20 protein-coding genes and 1 tRNA gene are annotated in these 20,168 nt (G+C 62.6%); 8 read left to right on the forward strand and 13 right to left on the reverse strand.

What is annotated here, in order from left to right:
• Window positions 1–24: 24 nt before the first annotated feature.
• A complete protein-coding gene (locus tag AADV58_RS15000) occupies window positions 25–792 on the reverse strand; it encodes a 3-hydroxyacyl-CoA dehydrogenase (protein ID WP_341743579.1) in 768 nt (255 codons plus the stop codon).
• Between the two features lie 149 nt (window positions 793–941).
• Between AADV58_RS15000 and AADV58_RS15005 the strand changes: the two genes are divergently transcribed.
• Together AADV58_RS15005 and AADV58_RS15010 are read left to right on the forward strand one after the other, a co-directional pair.
• Window positions 942–1,904, forward strand: a complete 963-nt coding sequence (locus AADV58_RS15005; RefSeq protein WP_028994465.1) for a diguanylate cyclase — start codon at window positions 942–944, stop codon at window positions 1,902–1,904.
• 34 nt (window positions 1,905–1,938) lie between these two features.
• Window positions 1,939–2,085: a hypothetical protein gene (locus tag AADV58_RS15010; RefSeq protein WP_157272450.1), complete on the forward strand. Its 147-nt coding sequence runs from the start codon at window positions 1,939–1,941 to the stop codon at window positions 2,083–2,085.
• Window positions 2,086–2,123: 38 nt separating this feature from the next.
• Here the strand turns inward: AADV58_RS15010 and AADV58_RS15015 are convergent.
• Window positions 2,124–2,199: transfer RNA gene (locus tag AADV58_RS15015), tRNA-Thr, on the reverse strand.
• 75 nt (window positions 2,200–2,274) lie between these two features.
• On the opposite strand from AADV58_RS15015, the gene murJ reads away from it, so the two are divergent.
• The 5 genes from murJ to AADV58_RS15040 are packed head-to-tail and all read left to right on the forward strand — an operon-like array spanning window position 2,275 to window position 8,542.
• Window positions 2,275–3,825, forward strand: a complete 1,551-nt coding sequence (murJ, locus tag AADV58_RS15020; protein ID WP_341743580.1) for a murein biosynthesis integral membrane protein MurJ — start codon at window positions 2,275–2,277, stop codon at window positions 3,823–3,825.
• 15 nt (window positions 3,826–3,840) lie between these two features.
• Window positions 3,841–4,470, forward strand: a complete 630-nt coding sequence (locus AADV58_RS15025; protein ID WP_341743581.1) for a YbhB/YbcL family Raf kinase inhibitor-like protein — start codon at window positions 3,841–3,843, stop codon at window positions 4,468–4,470.
• A 13-nt stretch (window positions 4,471–4,483) separates the two neighbouring features.
• A complete protein-coding gene (locus AADV58_RS15030) occupies window positions 4,484–5,143 on the forward strand; it encodes a transglutaminase-like cysteine peptidase (RefSeq protein WP_028994462.1) in 660 nt (219 codons plus the stop codon).
• An 11-nt stretch (window positions 5,144–5,154) separates the two neighbouring features.
• Complete coding sequence (locus AADV58_RS15035; RefSeq protein ID WP_341743582.1) at window positions 5,155–7,068, forward strand: bifunctional diguanylate cyclase/phosphodiesterase; 1,914 nt, start codon at window positions 5,155–5,157, stop codon at window positions 7,066–7,068.
• Window positions 7,069–7,072: 4 nt separating this feature from the next.
• Entirely contained in the window at window positions 7,073–8,542 is a 1,470-nt protein-coding gene (locus AADV58_RS15040) for a CHAD domain-containing protein (protein ID WP_341743583.1), read from the forward strand.
• Between the two features lie 127 nt (window positions 8,543–8,669).
• On the opposite strand, the gene AADV58_RS15045 is transcribed toward AADV58_RS15040, so the two are convergent.
• The 10 genes from AADV58_RS15045 to AADV58_RS15090 all read right to left on the reverse strand — a co-directional run bounded on the left by AADV58_RS15045 (window position 8,670) and on the right by AADV58_RS15090 (window position 18,489).
• The gene (locus tag AADV58_RS15045) at window positions 8,670–9,017 is read right to left on the reverse strand and encodes a pilin (protein WP_341743584.1); all 348 of its coding nucleotides are present in this window, start codon (window positions 9,015–9,017) and stop codon (window positions 8,670–8,672) included.
• Window positions 9,018–9,221: 204 nt separating this feature from the next.
• The gene (locus AADV58_RS15050) at window positions 9,222–10,808 is read right to left on the reverse strand and encodes an HD domain-containing phosphohydrolase (RefSeq protein ID WP_341743585.1); all 1,587 of its coding nucleotides are present in this window, start codon (window positions 10,806–10,808) and stop codon (window positions 9,222–9,224) included.
• 19 nt (window positions 10,809–10,827) lie between these two features.
• Entirely contained in the window at window positions 10,828–11,595 is a 768-nt protein-coding gene (locus tag AADV58_RS15055; protein WP_341743586.1) for a 3',5'-cyclic-nucleotide phosphodiesterase, read from the reverse strand.
• Between the two features lies 1 nt (window position 11,596).
• A complete protein-coding gene (locus AADV58_RS15060) occupies window positions 11,597–12,286 on the reverse strand; it encodes an FHA domain-containing protein (RefSeq protein WP_341743587.1) in 690 nt (229 codons plus the stop codon).
• A gap of 13 nt (window positions 12,287–12,299) precedes the next feature.
• A complete protein-coding gene (locus AADV58_RS15065; RefSeq protein ID WP_341743588.1) occupies window positions 12,300–13,112 on the reverse strand; it encodes a Stp1/IreP family PP2C-type Ser/Thr phosphatase in 813 nt (270 codons plus the stop codon).
• Between the two features lie 94 nt (window positions 13,113–13,206).
• Window positions 13,207–14,163, reverse strand: a complete 957-nt coding sequence (locus AADV58_RS15070) for an ornithine cyclodeaminase family protein (protein WP_341743589.1) — start codon at window positions 14,161–14,163, stop codon at window positions 13,207–13,209.
• A gap of 75 nt (window positions 14,164–14,238) precedes the next feature.
• Entirely contained in the window at window positions 14,239–15,132 is an 894-nt protein-coding gene (sucD, locus tag AADV58_RS15075) for a succinate--CoA ligase subunit alpha (protein WP_341743590.1), read from the reverse strand.
• 11 nt (window positions 15,133–15,143) lie between these two features.
• Entirely contained in the window at window positions 15,144–16,304 is a 1,161-nt protein-coding gene (sucC, locus tag AADV58_RS15080) for an ADP-forming succinate--CoA ligase subunit beta (protein WP_121459179.1), read from the reverse strand.
• A 135-nt stretch (window positions 16,305–16,439) separates the two neighbouring features.
• Window positions 16,440–17,765 carry an MATE family efflux transporter gene (locus AADV58_RS15085; RefSeq protein ID WP_341743591.1) on the reverse strand — a complete coding sequence of 442 codons (1,326 nt, stop codon included), beginning with the start codon at window positions 17,763–17,765 and terminating at the stop codon, window positions 16,440–16,442.
• A gap of 22 nt (window positions 17,766–17,787) precedes the next feature.
• Window positions 17,788–18,489: a fumarylacetoacetate hydrolase family protein gene (locus tag AADV58_RS15090; protein WP_341743592.1), complete on the reverse strand. Its 702-nt coding sequence runs from the start codon at window positions 18,487–18,489 to the stop codon at window positions 17,788–17,790.
• A gap of 158 nt (window positions 18,490–18,647) precedes the next feature.
• Here AADV58_RS15090 and AADV58_RS15095 point away from each other — a divergent pair, with 158 nt between their 5' ends.
• Entirely contained in the window at window positions 18,648–19,442 is a 795-nt protein-coding gene (locus AADV58_RS15095) for a hypothetical protein (protein WP_341743593.1), read from the forward strand.
• Here AADV58_RS15095 and AADV58_RS15100 read toward each other — a convergent pair.
• Window positions 19,417–20,163: a Nif3-like dinuclear metal center hexameric protein gene (locus AADV58_RS15100; protein WP_341743594.1), complete on the reverse strand. Its 747-nt coding sequence runs from the start codon at window positions 20,161–20,163 to the stop codon at window positions 19,417–19,419. The two genes, AADV58_RS15095 and AADV58_RS15100, sit on opposite strands and share 26 nt — an antisense overlap.
• Window positions 20,164–20,168: the final 5 nt, after the last annotated feature.

Consider the following 20,168-nt stretch of genomic DNA (forward strand, 5'->3'; position numbering starts at 1 on the left):
GTCAGGATGGACGCCAAGTATAGATCATTTGGTCCCCATCCGGATTGCGCCGTCCAGACGAATGACTTCGCCGTTCAGGTAAGCGTTCTCGGCAATATGCCGGACCAGCGCCGCGTATTCGGCCGGTTTGCCCATGCGCGCGGGGAACGGCACCATCTTGTTCAGCGACTCCTGGACTTCGGGCGGCATGCCGAGCAGCATCGGTGTTTCCATGATCCCCGGCGCGATGGTCAGGCAACGGATACCGCTGCGCGCGAGCTCGCGGGCCACCGGCAGGGTCAGTGCCACGATCCCGCCCTTGGAAGCGGAATAGGCGGCCTGCCCGAGTTGCCCCTCGAAAGCGGCCACCGAAGCCGTGTTGACGATCACCCCGCGCTCACCGCCGGCATCCGGCTCGTTCTTCATCATGGCCTCGGCCGCGAGGCGAAGCATGTTGAAGGTGCCGACCAGGTTGATGTTAATGACCCGGGCAAAGCTGTCCAGACGATGCGGGCCTTCCTTGCCCAGCACCTTCTCAGCCGGGGCCACACCGGCGCAATTGACCAGGCCGTGAACGGCACCGAAACGCGACAGGGCGGCAGCAATGGCGTTCTGTGCCGAAGCTTCGCTGGTGACATCGGTCTCGACAAAGATCGCGTTCTCACCCAACTCGCTGGCCAAGGCCTCGCCGGCGTCACGATTGACATCAACCAGGACCACCCGCGCCTCCGCTTCGAGCAGACCGCGCGCCGTCGCTGCACCCAGACCTGAGCCACCACCGGTAACCACAAACACCTTATTTTTCAGTTGCATATGCTTTCTCCTGTAATTATTCGACAGCCCAAACCAAACGGTAGCGTATGGACTGAAGCAGCATATTAACCCTCCCGGCAACGCCAGCCAAATCCGCAAGTGCGATGCAGATGCTATGATTTGCCCACATCATTTTTCGCCCGGACGCGATGCCTGCCGGAAAGTACCAACTACTCGTCGTCGATAGTTCCAGTGCCAATCGCCAGCTGATCGGCGAATGCCTGTCCCAGCTCGATGACGCCAGCGTCTCTCTCGCTGCTGACGGCCAATCGGCAGTGGAACTCATCGCCAGCATCCGACCGGACCTGATACTGATCGACATGAACCTGCGCGACACCGACGGCATCAGCCTGGTCCGCAGAATACGCAACCGCGAACAACTGAGCACGGAAAGCGACCTGAACCTGTGGACGCCGGTCATCTTCCTGTCCTCGGTCATGGATGAAGACATGCTCGCCCAGGGCATCATTGCCGGCGGCGACGACTTCCTGCACAAACCGGTCTCCGAGATCATCCTGCTGGCCAAGGTCCGCGCCATGCTGCGCATCGTCGGCATGCAGCGCGACATTCACGCCGCCCACCGCCGACTCAAGCAGATTGCCACCCTTGACGGCCTCACCTGCATTCCCAACCGGCGTTACTTCGACGACACGCTGACCACCGAATGGAAGCGCTGCCAGCGCGCCGGCGCACCGCTCAGCCTGCTGCTGATCGACATCGATTATTTCAAGCAATTCAACGACGCCTACGGCCACCAGGCCGGTGACCAATGCCTCAAGGCCGTCGCCTCGGCGCTCAACGAATCGCTGTTCCGGGTCGAGGACAGCGTCGCCCGCTACGGCGGCGAGGAGTTTGCCGCCATCCTGCCCGGCACCGCCGCCGCCGGTGCGCTCGCGGTTGCCGAACGCATGCGCGCGTCAACCAGCGAACTGCGGATTCCCCACAAACACGGCGTGGACAGCTTCGTTTCCTGCAGTATCGGCGTCGCCAGCACCCACCCAGTCGCCGAGCAGACAGCAGAACAATTGCTGCAAGCCGCCGACCACAGTCTGTACGAAGCCAAACACGCGGGCCGCAACCGTATCGTTCTGCATCCGGAATGCCGGGGTTGAGGCCGGAAGCGCGGAGAAAGCCACAGGAGGCAGCGTGCGCAAACTGATCTACTTGGTCGCGCTTGCTGCAACCGGCACCCTGGCCTGGCACTACCCTTTCCTGTTCGAATTGCCCCTGATCGTTGCCATCGGCGGTGCCTGGTGGGCTTTTTTCGCGCCGAACGGAGCACAGGAAAAGTAAAAAGGGGTTACGGAATGACCGTAACCCCTTGAATTCTTTGGTGCCGTTGAAGTGAATCGAACACTCGACCTACTGATTACGAATCAGTTGCTCTACCAACTGAGCTACAACGGCACAGGCCACCCAACGAGCAGCACAGCGTAGAATTATAGCTTTTCCCCCTGGCTTCAGGCAACAAGGCTGCGACAAATGAATTTGCTGCGCGCGCTGGCGACCGTCAGCGGCATGACCCTGCTCTCCCGTATCCTCGGTTTTGTCCGGGATTTCGTCATTGCCCGGGCCTTCGGCGCCGGGGCGGCGACCGATGCATTTTTCGTGGCTTTCAAGCTGCCCAACCTGTTGCGGCGGATGTTCGCCGAAGGCGCTTTCTCCCAAGCCTTCGTTCCCATCCTCGGCGAATACAAGAATCAGCGCTCGCCGGAAGACACGCGGACCCTGGTCGACCATGTCGCCAGCCTGCTGTCGATGGCCCTGTTCGTCATCACCGCCATTGGCGTGGCCGGAGCACCACTGCTGGTCTGGCTGTCGGCGCCAGGCTTCGCCGACGACGTGGGGAAATTCGAACTGACGGTGGCGCTGACCCGGGTGACTTTCCCCTACATCCTGTTCATGTCGCTGGTCGCGCTCGCCGGCGGCATCCTGAACACTTGGAGCCGTTTTGCCCTGCCGGCATTCACCCCGGTGCTGCTCAACCTCTCCTTCATCGGCATGGCACTGTTTGCTGCGCCCTACTTCGAACCGCCGGTGATGGCGCTGGCCTGGGCGGTGTTCTTCGGCGGCTTCCTGCAACTGCTGATTCAGATTCCGGCCTTGCGCCGCATTTCCATGCTGCCGCGGCCGTCGATCAACTGGCGGGCCGCCTGGGCCGATCCCGGCGTCAGACGGATCAGCACCTTGATGCTGCCGGCCCTGCTCGGGGTCTCGGTGTCGCAGATCAGTCTGCTGATCAACACCATCTTCGCCTCCTTCCTGCAAACCGGCAGCGTGTCCTGGCTGTATTACGCCGACCGGCTGATGGAATTTCCTTCCGGCCTGCTCGGCGCCGCCCTCGGCACCATCCTCCTGCCATCGCTGTCGCGCTGCCATGCCCGGCAGGATTTCGCCGAATACTCGCGCCTGCTCGACTGGGGACTGCGCCTGACCTTCCTGCTCGCCGCGCCGGCCGCGCTGGCGCTGGCGATCCTGGCCGTGCCGCTGATCTCGACCCTGTTCTTCCACGGCGCCTTCACCGCCAACGACGTCTGGCAGACCCGCCAGGCGCTGATAGCCTATTCGGTCGGCCTGACCGGGCTGATCCTGGTCAAGGTGCTGGCACCGGGTTTCTACGCTCGGCAGAACATCCGCACCCCGGTCCAGATTGCCCTGATTTCGCTGGCCGCCACCCAGGCGATGAACCTGGCCTTCGTCGGCTGGATCGCGCACGCCGGACTGGCACTGTCGATCGGTCTGGCCGCCTGCCTGAATGCCGGCCTGCTCTATCGAGGCCTGCGGCGGGCCAGCATTTACACACCGGAAGCCGGCTGGCTGTTATTCTTCATGAAATTGTCCTGCGCCATGGCTGTCATGGGCGTCGCCCTGTGGTTTGCCAGCGGATCGGCAGATAGCTGGTTCGCCAGTTCGGTCGGCGAGCGTATCCTGCGTTTGTGCTGGCTGGTTCTGCTTGGCGCCGGCGCATATTTCGCTACACTATGGCTTCTCGGTTTCCGCCTGCGCGATTTCAAACGGCAGGCAGCACAATAAATCAGGAGACTCACCATGCAACTGAGCAGCAACAGCTTTGCCGATGGCCAGCGCATTCCGGGCGATTATTCCTTCTGCACACCGGACCCCGCCCGGCATGTCTGCCTGGGCAGCAACCGTAATCCGCAACTGGCCTGGTCGGGCGCTCCGGAAGGCGCCAAGTCCTTCGTCGTCATCTGTCACGACCCCGACGTGCCGAGCAAGGGCGACGACGTCAATCAGGAAGGGCGAACCGTTCCAGCGTCGCTGCCGCGCGTCGATTTCTTCCACTGGGTACTGGTCGATCTGCCGGCCAGCCTCAGCAGCATCGCTGAAGGCGAGTTCAGCAGCGAAGTCACGCCCCGGGGCAAATCCGGCCCCGCGGCCGCCCACGGCGCCCGCCAGGGAATCAACGACTACACCGCCTGGTTTGCCGGCGACCACGACATGAGCGGCGATTACTACGGCTACGATGGCCCCTGCCCGCCGTGGAACGACGAAATCGTCCATCACTACGTGTTTACCGTCTATGCACTCGATATCGAACGCCTGCCGCTGGATGGCCGTTTTGGTGGCGCCGAAGTCCGCGCCGCGATGGCCGGACACATTCTCGCCCAGGCCAGCCTGACCGGGACTTACACGCTCAACCCGACACTGACGGAATAAGCCGGAAGGCATCATGTCCAGTGCACGTCCCGGCCTGATCACCCTGCTGCTGCTCGCATGGATCGGGCTGGGATCAGCGTTCGGACTGGATTTCGAACGTCTCAGGGACACGCTGCTCGCCCGCCATGGCCAGGAGCCGCTGGCGCTGTTCGAAGACTGGCGCCGCATGCTCGGCAGCGCCCGCGGCGGCAGCGAGCAGGAACAGGTCCGGCGGGTCAACGACTTCATCAACCAGCGCATCGCCTTCGACGACGATTTCTCGTTGTGGGGCCAGACCGATTACTGGGCCACGCCACTCGAAACCATGGCCCAGCGCCGTGGCGACTGCGAGGATTTCTCCATCGCCAAGTATTTCTCGCTGCTCGAACTCGGCATCCCGGTCAGCAAGCTGCGCTTGGTCTATGTCCGTGCCACCCAGGCCATGCCGGGCGGCGGCAGCATCCAGCAGGCGCACATGGTCCTCGCCTATTATCCGCGCCCCAACGCCGACCCGCTGGTTCTCGACAACCTGAACAAGCAGATCCTGCCGGCATCGCAACGGCACGATCTTTCCCCGGTTTTCAGTTTCAACAGTGCAGGCCTCTGGCAGGGCACCGGCAACCAGACCAGCAGGAGCAACCTCTCCCGCTGGCAGGATCTGCTCGCCCGTGCCCGCGCCGAAGGCTTTCAGTGAGGTAAATGTCCATGTCCCTGTTCCGACAACTCTGGCTCGCCGTCATCGCCAGCACCATCATCGCCTTTGCCGGCAGTTTCATCGTCAGCATGGTGACCGCCCGCGATTATCTTGAGCAGCAGCTGGCGATCAAGAACAACGACAACGCCGCTTCGCTGGCTCTCTCCATGTCGCAACTGGACAAGGACCCGATCACCGTCGAGCTGCAGGTCGCCGCCGTCTTCGACAGCGGCCAGTATGCCCAGGTCAGGGTGATCGACCCCGACGGCAAGCCGATGATAGAAAAGACCAGCCCGCCGTCCACCGGTGGCGTGCCGGACTGGTTCATCAGCCTGTTCCCGATCGAATCGCATCCCGGCTCGGCGCAGGTCACCAACGGCTGGACCCAGTTCGGCACGGTCGAGCTGGTCAGCCACAACCAGTTCGCCTACGGCGAACTGTGGAACGGCGCCTTCCGGCTGCTCATCTGGTTTGGTGGCGGCGGTATGCTGATGGGGCTGATCGGCATGCAGATCCTGCTGCGCATCAAGCGTCCACTCGACGCGGTGGTTGGCCAGGCGCAGGCGATCAGCGAACGTCGCTTCATCCGTATCGACGAGCCGACTACCCCGGAACTGAAAAGCCTGGCCAGCGCAATGAATGCCATGGTCTCGCGGGTCAAGGCCATGTTCGAGGAAGAAGCCGCCCGCCTCGAACAGGTCCGCCGCGAAGCCACCCTCGACAGCCTGACCGGGCTGGCCAACCGTTCCTATTTCATGAATCAGCTGGCGTCGGCACTCAATGACGACGACGCACCGCCCAACGGCAGCCTGGTCATGCTGCGTCTGGCCGACCTGGCCGGGGTCAATCGCCGCCTCGGCCGCGACAGCGCCGACGAACTGCTGCGCCGGATCGGCGCCCATCTGTCCAGCCATGCCAGCACCCAGCCCGGCGCAGCTGCTGCCCGTCTCAACGGTGCCGACTTCGCCCTGCTGCTGCCTGGCAACGACAACCCGGCACCGATCGCCGACCAGTTGCTGGCCCTGCTCCGCGACCTGGTCGCCGCCGGCCTGATCGACGGCGAGGGCGTCGGCCATATCGGCAGCGGCGTCTATCGCCACGGCGAAAGCCTGGCCAGCCTGCTCTCCCGCGTCGATGCCGCGATTGCCTCGGCCGAGGGCGAAGGCAATCTGGGCTGGCGTTGCGCCAACAGCGACGACGCCCAGTGCGCGAACAACAACGCCGACTGGCGGAAGGTGCTCGAATGCGCCATCGAGACGCAGCGCCTGCGCCTGATCGAATTCCCCGTCGCCAACAGCAGCGGCACCCTGCTCCACCTGGAATGCCCGCTGCGCCTGCAAGCCGCCGAGGATGGCGAATGGCTGGCCGCCGGCAGCTTCATGCCGGTCGCCTCCCGCCTGGCGATGACCAGCGAGCTCGACCTGGCCGCCGTCAACCTGGCGCTCGAACGCCTGGCCCTCGGCCTCCCGGCCGTGGCCGTGAACCTCTCCGGCGAATCGATCTACGACGCCGACTTCCGCCAGCGCCTGCACGCCATGCTCGGCCATCGCCGCGAACTGGCTGCCCGGCTCTGGCTGGAAGTTGCCGAAATTGGCGCCTTCCAGCACTTTGACGAATTCGTCGCCTTCACCGGCTTGATTCGCCCGCTCGGCTGCCGCCTCGGCATCGAGCACTTCGGCCGCCAGTTCAGCCAGATCGGTCGCCTGCACGATATCGGCCTGGATTACCTCAAGGTCGACGGCAGCTTCATCCGCGCCATCGACAGCCAGCCGGGCAACCAGGCCTTCCTCAAGGGGCTGTGCGGCATCGCCCACAACATCGGCCTGACGGTGATCGCCGAAGGCGTGCAAACCCAGGACGAACTCGACATGCTGCCCGAACTGGGCTTCGACGGCGCCACCGGCCCGGCCGTGCCGAGAGTGTGAACGCATGGCGACTGAAATCGAACTCAAGCTGCGCCTCGACCCGAAAACCGTCCGCAAGCTGCTCGCCCATCCCCTGCTGACCAGCACGCCGAGCAGCAAGCAGCATCTGCTGAACACCTATTACGACACGCCGGAACTCGATCTGCGCGCCCGCCGCGTCGCCATGCGCTTTCGCAAGAAGGGCTGGGAATGGCTGCTCACGGTCAAATCCGCCGAGCCCGCCAGCGGCGGACTGGCGGTGCGCAACGAATGGGAGACGGCGGCTGTTCCCGGCGTCTTCGACTTCGCCCATGTAGACGCCGCGGAACTTCGACATTTCCTCGAACAGCACCGCGACCGACTGGAACCGGCATTCACCACCGATTTCCGGCGCCAGGCATGGCTGCTGCCGTGCGGTGAATCGCTCATCGAAATGGCGCTCGATCGCGGCCATATCGCGGCTCGGGGTCGTCGCGAAGCGATCTGCGAAGTCGAACTGGAACTGGTCTCCGGCCGCATCGAAGACATCTTTGCCCTGACCCGGCAACTGCAAGCGCAGATCAACCTGCACCCGGCCGTCGCCAGCAAGGCCGAACGCGGCTACCGGCTCTATCTCGACGAGCCGAGCCAGGCATTTCGCGCCAAGCCCCTGCCGATCAACGCCCGGCAGACGCCGGTAGCCGCCTTCCGCACCATCGCCCTGGGTTGTCTCGAACACTTCCAGCGCAACGAGGAAGGTCTGCTGGCCGGCGGCGAAGCCGAATTCATCCACCAGGCCCGCGTCGCCCTGCGGCGCCTGCGCTCGGCCATCAAGTTGTTCGCCCCCGCCCTGCCGGAAGACTTCGTCGCCGCCTACGGGCGCAGCTGGCAAACCCTGGCCGGCGCCCTGGGCGACGCCCGCAACTGGGACGTCTTCCTCGAGGAAACCCTGCCCCCGATCCACGCCGCCTTCCCGCACAACCACGATCTGCACCGCCTGCGCAACGAAGCCAGACGCCGCGTCAAATCAGCCCGCCACGCCATCAAGCACCTGCTCGCGCTCAAGGAATATCCACGCCTGATGGTCGAATTCACCGCTGCCGTGCATGCGCTCACCGACACCGTCGACATCCCGCTCAAACGCTTCGCCGACGAACGCATCGCCGCCCACACCCGCAGCGTGCGCAAGATGGCCGAACAATACGACACGCTCGACCCGGAACAACGCCACATCATGCGCCTGCGCTTCAAGAAACTGCGCTACGCGATGGAATTCATGACCCCGCTGCTACCGACCCGCGGCATGAAAACCTACCTCAACACCCTGGCCAAGCTGCAGGAAACCCTGGGCCTGATCAACGACCAGGTCACTGCCGAACTGCTGATCCACGAAGCCCTCGGCCAGAAATCCGCGACAGCGGCACACGGCTGGGTTGCCGGGCGGCATGAGCTGCTGGTTGGGCAGGTTCCGGAATTATTGGTGGCGTGGCTGAAATCAGGCCCGGATCGACACTAGGAAAAATATCGACGGCAGAACAGAGCACCAACAAAAACCCCGGTGCAATTAAGCGCCGGGGTGTCGGGAAAAAAGAAGACGAAAAAAGACTAGCTTGTCTCAAATTCCCTCTGTTAGCCTTTGGAAATTACGGGGTAGCCCCGAGTGAGCACGTTCCAGCACTGTAGTTACATGTCACTGTTTGAGTACCGCGAGCTGCGTTGCGGAAAGTCGCAGTCCCTGTTGCAAGAGCTGTCGGCAACGTACCGGTATCGCAGGCAGAAAGCGCAGTAGTAGAAAGCAGAGCTGTAGAGTTATTGGCATTTGCCGCGGCCATACCTCTTGCAATAGCAGTCGCCTCGGCAAGACAAGCAGCATCAGCAGAGCGCTGAGTGTACGCTTGGTATTGAGGAAGAGCCACAGCAGCGAGAATACCGATGATCGCCACAACAATCATCAGTTCAATCAGGGTGAAACCTTGTTGAGTTTTTTGCATTTGAATCTCCTTTTTGGGAAAGGCGGGGGAAACCGCTGCTTAACCACAAACACATTTCATGCCAAGAACAAAAAAACAAAAAAAACAATCACCTAAGAATTTTTGATGAAAACAACACAAATAAAGTTGGCAAAATCTGACGTTTTTTGTCACCCAGTACCGACAATGAGCGTCAGCGAAGTCATTGCTTGAAGATTTACACCCTCAACAATCCACCTGCCCCCGATCCAGAAATACCTCCCCATAGCGCCGATGCACCCCTTGCCGCAGGAAGGCGTCGAACAGGTCCGGGTCGATATGACCGCTGTTGCGGAAGTTTTCCATGATCTTCATGGCTTCGGAAAGCTTCATCGGTTGCTTGTAGGGGCGGTCCTTGGCGGTCAGGGCTTCGAAGATGTCGGCGATGCCCATCATCCGGGCAGGCAGGCTCATCTCCTCGCGCTTCAGGCCTTTCGGATAGCCTTTTCCATCCATACGCTCGTGGTGGCCGCCGGCGTATTCGGGCACTTTCTGCAGGTGTTTTGGCCAGGGGAGCTGCTCCAGCATGCGGATGGTGGCGACGATGTGGTGATTGATGATCTCCCGTTCCGCCGCCGTCAGGGTACCGGCGCGGATGCTGAGATTGTCGAGTTCGTCGGCATCGAGTAGCGGCACTTCCTCGCCGGCCGGGTTGCGCCAATGGTAGTCGCTTGCGATCTGCTGGATGCGTGCCAGGTCCTCGTCACGCATCCGTTCGGCGCCCTTGTTGGCCTTGCGCAGGAATTCGCGGTCGGCATCGAGCTGGGCACAGAAAGCCTGGCATTCGGCTTCGGCCTCAGCTGCATTGCTCCCGGCAGCGACTGCCTGCAGCTTGCGAATCTCGGCGTCGCGGCGCAGGACTTCGAAGCGGGTATCGACCAGCGCAATGCGGTCGAAAATGGTCTGCAGCTTGGTCGCTTTTTCAACGACATGGACCGGTGTCGTGACCTTGCCGCAATCGTGCATCAGCGCGGCAATGCGCAGTTCGTAGCGATCCTTGTCGCTGAGCTTGAAATCGGCGAGCGGGCCGTCGTCGATGGCGTCGACGGCATCGGCCAGCATCATCGTCAGTGCAGGGACGCGCTGGCAGTGCCCACCGGTATGCGGTGATTTTTCGTCGATGGCCAGGTTAAGCACCTGGATGAAGGATTCGAAGAGGGTTTCCAGCTGTTCGACCAGTTGCCGGTTGGTCAGCGCGATGGCAGCTTGCGAGGCAAGCGACTCGGCCAGTTGCTGATCGGCCTGGGTGAATATCTCGACTTCGCCGGTGGCCGGATCAATGGCATTGATCAGTTGCAGGACGCCGATGATTTCCCCGGCATGATCCTTCATCGGCACGGTCAGGAAGGATCGTGAGCGGTAGCCGGTATGGGCGTCGAAACGGCGCGTCCCGGAGAAATCGAAGCCTTCGGCTTCATAGGCGTCGGCAATGTTGATGGTCCGTCCCGACAAGGCGGCATGGGCGGCAACCATGCTGTCGTTCGGTCTGCCATCCGGATGATGCAGCGGCAGATCGGAAAAATTGTCGGTCAGCGGTTTGCCGGTGGCGCCGCCGAACGCCAGGCCGAGTGAGTCGGTACGGACGATCTTGAATTGCAGGTGTTGTCCGTCTGGAGACAGACGGTACAAGGTGCCGCCATCGGCACGGGTGATTTCCTTGGCGGCAAGCAGGATTTTTTCCAGCAGGGTCTGGATGTCGCGTTCGGCAGAAAGTGAAACGCCGATATCGTTGAGCTGCTCGAGACGATGAAACAGGTCACTCAAGGTTTGCATTCCGGTTCTCCTGCGTCGCTCAAAACGTCAATACCAGTCCGTTGCTCAGCCTGCGGGGCGCCAGATGACCCAGACAGGATTCGACTTCGGCCAGGGTGGCTTCGGCCTGCCCCGGTTTCAGGTGGGTGATGTAAAGATCGCACGCTCGTTCAAGTTTTGCCAGCCCATCGGCCAGCATGGACGGGCAAAAATGTTTTGAAAGAACGGCCAGATCACGTTCGCGATCCGGGAAAGCGCATTCGATGATCAGGATGCGCAGGTTGTCGATGGCGTTGACCGCCTGCCAGAAGGCATCGCAAGGCCCTGTATCGCCGGAGAAGACAAGGCTGGCCTGCCCGGAATCGATCCGGTAGGCCGCAGCGGGCACCGAGTGGTCGACCGGCAACGGCAGAATTGTCCGCTCGCCGAGGCGTAACACCTGCCCCAAGGAAAGTTCGCGATAGCGCATGAACGGCGCATCGGTCGTTGGCAGACGGGAAAAATCGGGCCAGATCGTGCCATTGAAGACATGCCGCTGCAGCGCTTCGATGACGGCCGCCGGCGCATGCACCGTCAACGGTGTCTGCCGCATGCCGGCCACGGTGTCGACCAGCAGCGGCAGGAAAGCGATGTGATCGAGGTGGGCGTGGGTCAGGCAGACGTGGTCAATCCGGCACAGGGCGTCCATCGACAGATCGCCGACGCCGCTGCCCGCATCGATCAGGATGTCGCGATCAAGCAGCAAGGCGGTGGTCCGCTGCGCTGCCCCGCCGATTCCCCCACTGCAGCCGAGCACGCGCAGTTCCATGTCAGGCTTTCAGGAAAAATTCCATTTTGATGCCGGCAATTTCGATCACATCGTGATCGCCCAGCGGATGCGCCTGCGCATCGAGCTGCTCGCCATTGACCACCGGGAAAGTCTCGCCTTCCACATGGGTGATGAAGTAACCATGCGGGCGCCGAGCGATCACCGCGACCTGTGTACCGGGCTTGCCGATGGTGGTCAGAGTCTTCTGCAGGGCGAGTTCCTTGCCGGCATTCGGACCGTTCAGCAACTGGATTGCCGCAGGCGGCACTGCCGTCGGCCGGGAGCTCACGCCGACGTTGGAACGCACGCCCTGCTCGCTCGGTGCGAGCTGCAATTCGCCTGGCGCTCTGGCCGCCGGCGCTCGTTTGACAGCCACGTCCGCTTCCACCGGTTGGGCCGCAGCAGCATCGGTCATGTACTTGAGTTTGTACTTGCCCAGTTCGATGACATCGTTGGCGCGCAGGAAATGCTTCTTGATCGGCTGGCCATTGACCAGCGTACCGTTGGTGCTGTTCAGGTCCTCGAGGAAGGAATCGGCCAGGATGGTAACCACCACGGCGTGTTCGCCGGAAATGGCCAGATTGTCGATCTGAATGTCGTTATGCGGTTTGCGCCCGATCGTCAGACGCTCCTTGTCCAGCACGATTTCCTTGAGCACCAGACCATCCATGGAAAGGATCAGCTTCGCCATCTTTCATTCCCCATTACTTCAGTTTGGCCAGCAACTTGTGCCACCAGCCGCAATGTACTGCACAATCACCCGTCACCCTGACCAGAATCACCGAGACGTTGTCCCGGCCACCGTGGTCATTGGCCCGCTCGACCAGTTGCTCGGCCGCCTGCGCCAGGTTCTCCCCATGAACCGCGATGACTTCAGCAATCTGCTCATCATCGAGCATGTCGTTGAGACCATCGGAGCAAAGCAGCAGGATATCGCCCTCGCGAACATCATGTACACCGATATCGACCTCGACCTCGGATTCGATGCCCAGCGCCCGGGTAACCAGGTTGCGGTTGTGAGAAAAACGCGCCTCATCGAGGCTGATCATGCCGCTGTCGATCTGTTCCTGAAGCAGTGAATGATCACGCGTCAGACAACTCAGATTGTCGTCACGCCAGCGGTAGGCACGCGAATCGCCAACGTGGGCGATATAGACGCGATTATCGAGGAACCAGGCAAAGACCAGCGTGGTTCCCATGCCGGCGTATTTTTCCTGGGTTTGCGAGGCATGGAAGATCGCGGCATTGGTGCCGCAAATTTCATCGTTAACCAGTTGCTCCGGGTAACTCAGTAACGCTGTCTCGTTGCGCGCATCGCGCAACAAGCGCGAAAACGCCGTCGACAACAGGCTGGTCGCCATGCCACTGGCCACCTCGCCGGCGTTGTAGCCCCCCATCCCATCGGCCAGTATGGCGATGCCGAGATCGGCATCGGCGAACACCGCATCCTCGTTGTGCGAACGAACCACACCCGGGTCACTGCACAACGCGATGTCGAGCACTTCATGAAGACTCATTCGCCCCCCTCATACACGCTCCAGCCTCTCCCTTAGCAAGACAGCATATTGTCGACGGTACGGCGCAAGCGGTCAAACCTTCGTTGCATGCGACTCATTGCATCGGGATTTCCCGGCCCAGCCCCTGCTCGCTCGCCGCCGCCAGCACGCGCACGGCAACAGCCAGATCCTGAATGGCCATGCCCTGCGATTCGAACAGGCTGATCTGCTCGGCATCGCTGCGCCCAGGATGGCGACCGACGATGATTTCGCCCAGCTCGACCAACTGGCGCGCCTGCAGACGGCCTTTTTCCAGCAACGGCAGCAAGTCGCCGGCTTCGGCCAGCGCCGTCGGCACGGCATCGACCGTGATCAGCCCACAACGGCGTATGGCAGCCTCGGAGAGCTCCTGGCGGATCAGCGCATTCGAGCCGGCGGCATTGATGTGCGTCCCCGGCTGCAGCCAGTCGGCGTCGAACAGCGGCTTCGCCGCCGTCGTCACCGTGCCGACCAGGTCGGCCTCACGCACCGCATCCTCGGCATCGGCGGCAGGCACCACGCGACGCCCGGTCTGTTCGCTCAGGCGCGCGCAGAAATCGCGCAGTTTGACGGCATCGCGCGCCCACACCTTGACCAGTTCCAGCGGCAACGCCGCGCAGATCGCCCGCACATGCCCTTCCGCCTGCCAGCCGCTACCGAAAACGCCGGCCACCGTCGCATCCGGGCGCGCCAGCCAGCGCGCGGCAACGCCGCTGGCGGCGCCGGTACGCATCATGCCCAGGTAGTCGGCCTCGATCACCGCCTTCAACTGGCCACTACCGGCATCGAACAGATGGACCAGGAAACGGTTGCCGGAACGGTTGCTGGTATAGGCCTTGTAGCCGAGCACGCCCTGCGCCGACAACGCGCCCTGGAGGATGTGCAGCACCGTCTGCGGCAGGCGGCTGCGCTGGCGCGGCGTATCGACCGCCTGGCCGAGCGCCAGGTCGCGATGCGCCGATTCGACACCGGCCAGCGCCATGTCCACGGTCAACACCTGTTTGACGTCGTTTTCGGTCAGGAATACCGCCATGATTCGTTCTCCGGAAGATGGACGTAAAAAAGGCGGGCACGCGGCCCGCCTTCTTCGTCGAGCAAGGCTCGAAGTTTACAGCATGGCCTTGAGCAGCTTGGCCATTTCCGACGGGTTCTTGGTGACCGTGAAACCGCAAGCTTCCATGATTTCCAGCTTGGCATCAGCGGTGTCAGCACCACCGGAAATCAGGGCACCAGCGTGGCCCATGCGCTTGCCGGCCGGGGCGGTGACACCCGCGATGAAACCGACGATCGGCTTCTTCATGTTTTCCTTGCACCACATGGCGGCTTCAGCTTCGTCCGGACCGCCGATTTCGCCGATCATGATGACGGCGTCGGTATCCGGATCGTCGTTGAACATCTTCATGACGTCGATGTGCTTCAGACCGTTGATCGGGTCACCACCGATACCGACAGCGGACGACTGGCCGAGACCGATTTCGGTCAGCTGACCGACGGCTTCGTAGGTCAGGGTGCCGGAACGGGAAACGACGCCGATACGACCTTTACGGTGGATGTGACCCGGCATGATGCCGATCTTCACTTCGTCCGGGGTGATCAGGCCGGGGCAGTTCGGGCCGAGCAGCAGGGTCTTCTTGCCGCCCTTGGCTTCCTTTTCCTTCATCTTGTTGCGCACCATCAGCATGTCGCGGACGGGGATGCCTTCGGTGATGCAGATCGCCAGATCGAGGTCGGCTTCGACAGCTTCCCAGATGGCGGCAGCAGCACCGGCGGGCGGCACGTAGATGACGGAGACGGTCGCGCCGGTTTCAGCGGCGGCTTCCTTGACCGAAGCGTAGATGGGGATGTTGAAGATCGACTCGCCGGCCTTCTTCGGGTTCACGCCGGCAACGAAACATTCCTTGCCGTTCGCATACTCCTGGCACTTTTCCGTGTGGAACTGACCGGTCTTGCCGGTGATGCCCTGGGTGATGATCTTGGTGTTCTTGTTGATCAGGATAGACATTCGGTGGCTCCTTACTTGACCGCGGCAACGATCTGGGTGGCGGCCTCGGCCATGGAATCGGCAGAGATGATGGGCAGGCCGGAATCCTTGAGGATCTTCTTGCCCAGGTCTTCGTTGGTGCCCTTCATGCGGACGACCAGCGGCACCGACAGATTGACTTCCTTGGCTGCAGCGACGACGCCGGTGGCGATGGTGTCGCACTTCATGATGCCGCCGAAGATGTTGACCAGGATGCCCTTGACCTTGGTGTTCTTGAGCATGATCTTGAAGGCTTCGGTGACCTTCTCGGTCGTGGCACCGCCGCCGACGTCGAGGAAGTTGGCCGGCTCGGCGCCGAACAGCTTGATCGTGTCCATGGTGGCCATGGCCAGACCGGCACCGTTCACCAGGCAGCCGATGTTGCCATCGAGCGAGATGTAGGCCAGGTCGAACTTGGAAGCTTCGATTTCGTCAGCGTCTTCTTCGTCCAGGTCGCGCATGGCGACGATTTCTTCCTGACGGTAGAGAGCGTTGGAGTCGAAGTTGAACTTGGCGTCGAGCGCCTTGACGGTACCGTCGGCTTCGTGGATCAGCGGGTTGATTTCGGCCAGCGAAGCGTCGGTTTCCATGTAGCAGGTGTACAGCTTCTTCAGCGTATCGACACACTGCGGGATCGAGGCTTCGTTCATGCCCATGCCCTTGGCCAGGGTCAGCGCCTGCTCGTCGGTCAAGCCGACCAGCGGGTTGACGAAGACCTTGACGATCTTTTCCGGGGTCTTGTGGGCGACTTCTTCGATGTCCATGCCGCCTTCGTACGAGGCCATCATGGCGACCGATTGCGTGGCGCGGTCGGTCAGCGCGGCGACGTAGTATTCGTGCTGGATGTCAGCACCTTCTTCGATCAGCAGGTGACGAACCTTCTGGCCTTCCGGGCCGGTCTGGTGCGTGATCAGCTGCATGCCGAGGATCTGGCTGGCGTACTCGCGCACTTTTTCCAGAGAGGTTGCGACCTTGACGCCGCCGCCCTTGCCACGGCCGCCTGCGTGGATCTGTGCCTTGACGACCCAGACCTTGCCGCCCAGGGTTTCAGCTGCCTTGACTGCGTCATCGACGGTCGTGCAGTGAATCCCGCGCGGAACCGTAACGCCGAATTTCTTCAGGATTTGCTTGCCCTGATATTCGTGAATTTTCATGCGCTTTCCTTGCGTTGAGTTGAGTTGCGAGCTTTGAGCGGCACCAAACATCCCCCTGGCCCCGCCCGGTTATACTTCTTCGAGCCGAAAATCTTACCACAGCCGCAACGAATTATTGCAGGCCAAAATTCATAATTACGAAGCGCTTTCGCTCAGTCGGATGACCTTGACCATCAACGGCAAAAGCATTGCCGCTGCCGCCACCAGTGCAATCACCGACGCCAGCCAGAAACCGGCAACTCCCAGCGCCGGTTGCCAGCGGTAACATAGCCAGGCGCCGCCGCCCAGGGCGATCCCCCAGAAGCAGAAAGTCTGGATCAGCATCGGCACAAAAGTCACCCGGCAGGCCCGCAAGACATGACCGGCGATGGTCTGCAGGGCATCGAAAAATTGGTAGATCGCCACATAGGCAATCAGCCCCAGCGCCACCCCACGCACAGCAGGATCGTCGGTATAGGCTGCCACCAGCGGCTCGGCGGCCAGCCACAGGAGCAAGCCGACCAGCACCGACAGCAAGGCCGACAGATACAAGGCAGCGCGCACCGTCACCCGCAGCCGAGCCCAGTCGCGCGCGCCGAGCAACTGGCCGACCGCCGCCAGCGTGGCAATCGCCAGCGACAGCGGCAGCATGTAGGCGAGTGCCGACAGGTTGGCGATGATGCGATGACCAGCGACTTCGGTCGCGCCGAGCGAAGCGACGAACAGGGCGACCAGCGTGAACGCCGTGATCTCGACCAGATTGGAAAAACCCATCGGCACACCCAGCCGCAGCAACTGGCGCCAGACCGGCCAGCGCGGCGCCTGCCAGCCGGCAAACGGTCGATAACGGCGACCGAGCGAACCGAAATTCAGCCACAGCGCCCCGGTCGTGCAGGCCAACCAGCCGATCACGATGTTCGACAAGGCGCAACCAACCACCCCCAAGGGCTCGCCCAGCCAGCCCTGCAAGGCCAGCCCCCAGGCAAGCACGGCGTGAATGGCCAGCCCCGCCAGCCCGATGCCCATCAGCACCCGCGGGCGACCGAGGGCATTGCAGAAGGCGTAGAAGGTGCGATAAAGCAGCGCGGCCGGCAAGCTCCAGGCGAGCAGGCCGAGGTATTCGCGAACCTTGGCATCGACCGCCGCATCCATGGCAAAGGGATCGAGCACGAAACCAGGATGACGCAGGAAGAGCATGCCGGGCAAGCTGAGTAGCAGCGCCAGCCAGAAGCCCTGCTGGAGGATGCCAGCCACTTCGTCGTCGCGGCGGGCGCCGTGCAGATGCGCAACCAGCGGCGCCACCGCCTGGACCACGCCGACCAGCGCGAACACCAGCGAAATATGGATGCCGCCGCCGATGGCAACGGCCGCAAGATCGGCCGGGCTGACGTGGCCGAGCACCGCCGTGTCGACGACCATCATGCCGATCGACGCAAGCTGGGCAACGAGAATGGGGAAAGCGTGACCGATCAGGCCACGCATTGCCTGCAACACGAAGCGACGATCAGACGATGCGGGCGCGCAATCCGGGCAGGCCGTCGACGCCGCCTTCGAGCAGGTCGCCGCGCTGCAGCGGCCCGACCCCGGCCGGCGTGCCGGTGTAGATCAGGTCGCCGGCCTCCAGGCGCACCAGCGTCGACAGGTTGGCGATGATGTCCTCGACTTTCCAGCCCATCTGATCGAGATCGCCCTGCTGGCGCAACTCACCGTTGACCTTGAGCCAGATCGCGCCAGCGCGCGGATGACCGGCGGTGGCCAGCGGCGCCAGCGGCCCGCAGACCGCCGACTGGTCGAAACCCTTGCCCATGTCCCAGGGATGGCCCTTTTCCTTGGCCCTGGCCTGGATGTCGCGTCGGGTCAGGTCGAGCCCGACCGCGTAGCCGAACACCAGGCCGGCCGCCACCTCGACCGGCACATCGGCACCACCGGCGCCGAGCGCGACGACCATCTCGACCTCGTGGTGCAAATTGGCGGTCGCCGGCGGATAACTCACGGCCAGTTCGTCGACACCGCAGATCAGCGCATCGGCCGGCTTGGTGAAGAAAAAGGGCGGTTCCAGGCCATCTGCCTGGGCCGTCGCGCCCATTTCTCTCGCGTGCTCGGCATAGTTACGGCCTACGCAGAAAATCCGGCGAACCGGAAAAAAGGCATCGCTGTCAAAAACCGGCACCACCACCGGCGAACGAGGAGAAATAGCGTAATGCATGAAATGCCCCTGGCATGTTTCGGCAAATGTGCAATACTTCGCGCATTGCACCCTGCCATGTTATCCCGATTCGTTCAGTGAAGCCCAGCCTGCCGCGCCTCATCTGCCTGTTGATGGTATCTCCCTCCGCGCTTGCTGCGGGCCTGGGAGAACTCACGGTGCACTCGCGGATCGGCGAACCGCTGCAGGCGGAAGTCGCCATCATCGCCCGGGCGGATGAAAAACTGGAGGCCGTCTGCTTCAGCCTGTCCCGGATCAAGGACGCCGATTTGCCGGTGATCACCAATGCCCGCCTGCAACTCGAACAAGGCAGCCAGGGCATGCGCCTGCGCATCACGGCACCCGAGCCCCTGCACGAACCCCTGGCCACCCTGCGCTTGCGGGCCGGTTGCGGCGTCGAACTGCAACGTGACTACTTCGTCATGCCCTCGCCACCGGACACCCGGCAAACCGAATCCAGGATCGCCAGCGCGCCAGTCCGGACGTCCGCATCGGCAGTTGCCAGCGAGCCCCTGCGGCCACGCAGCGCGCCCCCCGCAAAGAAGCCCCGTCCGGCACCCCGGCCGCCGCCCGAAGCACGCGGCGACCGTCTGGTTCTTGGCAACTCCCCGATGCAACTCGATTACAACCTGCCGTCGGCGATCAGCGAAGAAACCGAAGCACGCCTGCTGCGCATGGAAACCAGCCTGAGCCGGCTCAACGAAAGCCTGCAGAAACTTGAGGCGGCGATGGTCATCGGCAGCGAAATCAAGGCCGCCGAGCAGGAACTGCAACTGGCCATCGCGCTCCGGCAACCGCCAGCGGCCGGCCCGCTGCCCGAGGAAAAGCTCCCCGCCAACACGGCCTGGAAGCAGTGGCTGGAACTGCTCGGCGGTGCCTTGTTCGGCGGCGTGCTCAGCGCCCTGGCGTTGCAGTACCTGAGTCGCCTCAGACCGGATTATCGAGATCGATGAAACTGCACTCCAGGGCAAAACGCGCCTGCAGATGGGCCGCCAAGGCCTTGACCCCGTAGCGCTCGGTGGCGTGATGGCCGGCGGCGACATAAGCGACACCGCTTTCCTCGGCCAGATGCACGGTCTGTTCGGAAATCTCGCCGGACAGATAAAGATCGACACCGAGGGCTATGGCCTGCTCGAAATAGCCCTGCGCCCCGCCGGAACACCAGGCCACACGCCGGATCGGCCGCGCCGAATCGCCGATCACCAGGGCTTGCCGCCCCAGCGCCGCATTGATTCCGGCACTGACCTCGGCCAGGGTGGCCGGCGCTGGCAGGCGACCGAACCAGCCAATATCCTGCTCGCCGAAGCGCCCTTCCGGCAGCCAGCCGAACAAAGCGGCCAGTTGCGCGTTGTTGCCCAGTTCCGGGTGTGCGTCGAGCGGCAGATGGTAGGCCAGCAGGCTGATTCCGTTGCCGAGCAGGGTCGCCAGGCGCTTGCGGCGCATGCCGGTAATGCGCCCGTCCTCGCCCTTCCAGAAATAGCCGTGATGGACCAGAACGGCCTGGGCGCCGCGTTCGACCGCCAGATCGAGCAGTTTCTGACTGGCCGTGACCCCGGCAACGATATGCGTCACCTCGCCACAACCTTCCACTTGCAGACCGTTTGGGCAATAATCCCGGTACTTCGGCGCTTGCAGCAATTCATCGAGATACAGCGTCAATTCATCAAGTTTCATCGTCA

The organism is Azonexus hydrophilus (assembly GCF_038368255.1).
Lineage (GTDB): Bacteria > Pseudomonadota > Gammaproteobacteria > Burkholderiales > Rhodocyclaceae > Azonexus > Azonexus hydrophilus.

Coding starts and splice junctions, on each gene's coding strand:
- AADV58_RS15070 (WP_341743589.1), bottom strand. CDS start 14,163: ATGGCGGTATTCCTGACCGAAAACGACGTCAAACAGGTGTTGACCGTG.
- AADV58_RS15005 (WP_028994465.1), top strand. CDS start 942: ATGCCTGCCGGAAAGTACCAACTACTCGTCGTCGATAGTTCCAGTGCC.
- AADV58_RS15065 (WP_341743588.1), bottom strand. CDS start 13,112: ATGAGTCTTCATGAAGTGCTCGACATCGCGTTGTGCAGTGACCCGGGT.
- AADV58_RS15085 (WP_341743591.1), bottom strand. CDS start 17,765: ATGCGTGGCCTGATCGGTCACGCTTTCCCCATTCTCGTTGCCCAGCTT.
- AADV58_RS15090 (WP_341743592.1), bottom strand. CDS start 18,489: ATGCATTACGCTATTTCTCCTCGTTCGCCGGTGGTGGTGCCGGTTTTT.
- AADV58_RS15060 (WP_341743587.1), bottom strand. CDS start 12,286: ATGGCGAAGCTGATCCTTTCCATGGATGGTCTGGTGCTCAAGGAAATC.
- AADV58_RS15030 (WP_028994462.1), top strand. CDS start 4,484: ATGTCCAGTGCACGTCCCGGCCTGATCACCCTGCTGCTGCTCGCATGG.
- AADV58_RS15025 (WP_341743581.1), top strand. CDS start 3,841: ATGCAACTGAGCAGCAACAGCTTTGCCGATGGCCAGCGCATTCCGGGC.
- AADV58_RS15100 (WP_341743594.1), bottom strand. CDS start 20,163: ATGAAACTTGATGAATTGACGCTGTATCTCGATGAATTGCTGCAAGCG.
- AADV58_RS15035 (WP_341743582.1), top strand. CDS start 5,155: ATGTCCCTGTTCCGACAACTCTGGCTCGCCGTCATCGCCAGCACCATC.
- AADV58_RS15000 (WP_341743579.1), bottom strand. CDS start 792: ATGCAACTGAAAAATAAGGTGTTTGTGGTTACCGGTGGTGGCTCAGGT.
- AADV58_RS15055 (WP_341743586.1), bottom strand. CDS start 11,595: ATGGAACTGCGCGTGCTCGGCTGCAGTGGGGGAATCGGCGGGGCAGCG.
- AADV58_RS15045 (WP_341743584.1), bottom strand. CDS start 9,017: ATGCAAAAAACTCAACAAGGTTTCACCCTGATTGAACTGATGATTGTT.
- AADV58_RS15050 (WP_341743585.1), bottom strand. CDS start 10,808: ATGCAAACCTTGAGTGACCTGTTTCATCGTCTCGAGCAGCTCAACGAT.
- sucC (WP_121459179.1), bottom strand. CDS start 16,304: ATGAAAATTCACGAATATCAGGGCAAGCAAATCCTGAAGAAATTCGGC.
- AADV58_RS15040 (WP_341743583.1), top strand. CDS start 7,073: ATGGCGACTGAAATCGAACTCAAGCTGCGCCTCGACCCGAAAACCGTC.
- murJ (WP_341743580.1), top strand. CDS start 2,275: ATGAATTTGCTGCGCGCGCTGGCGACCGTCAGCGGCATGACCCTGCTC.
- sucD (WP_341743590.1), bottom strand. CDS start 15,132: ATGTCTATCCTGATCAACAAGAACACCAAGATCATCACCCAGGGCATC.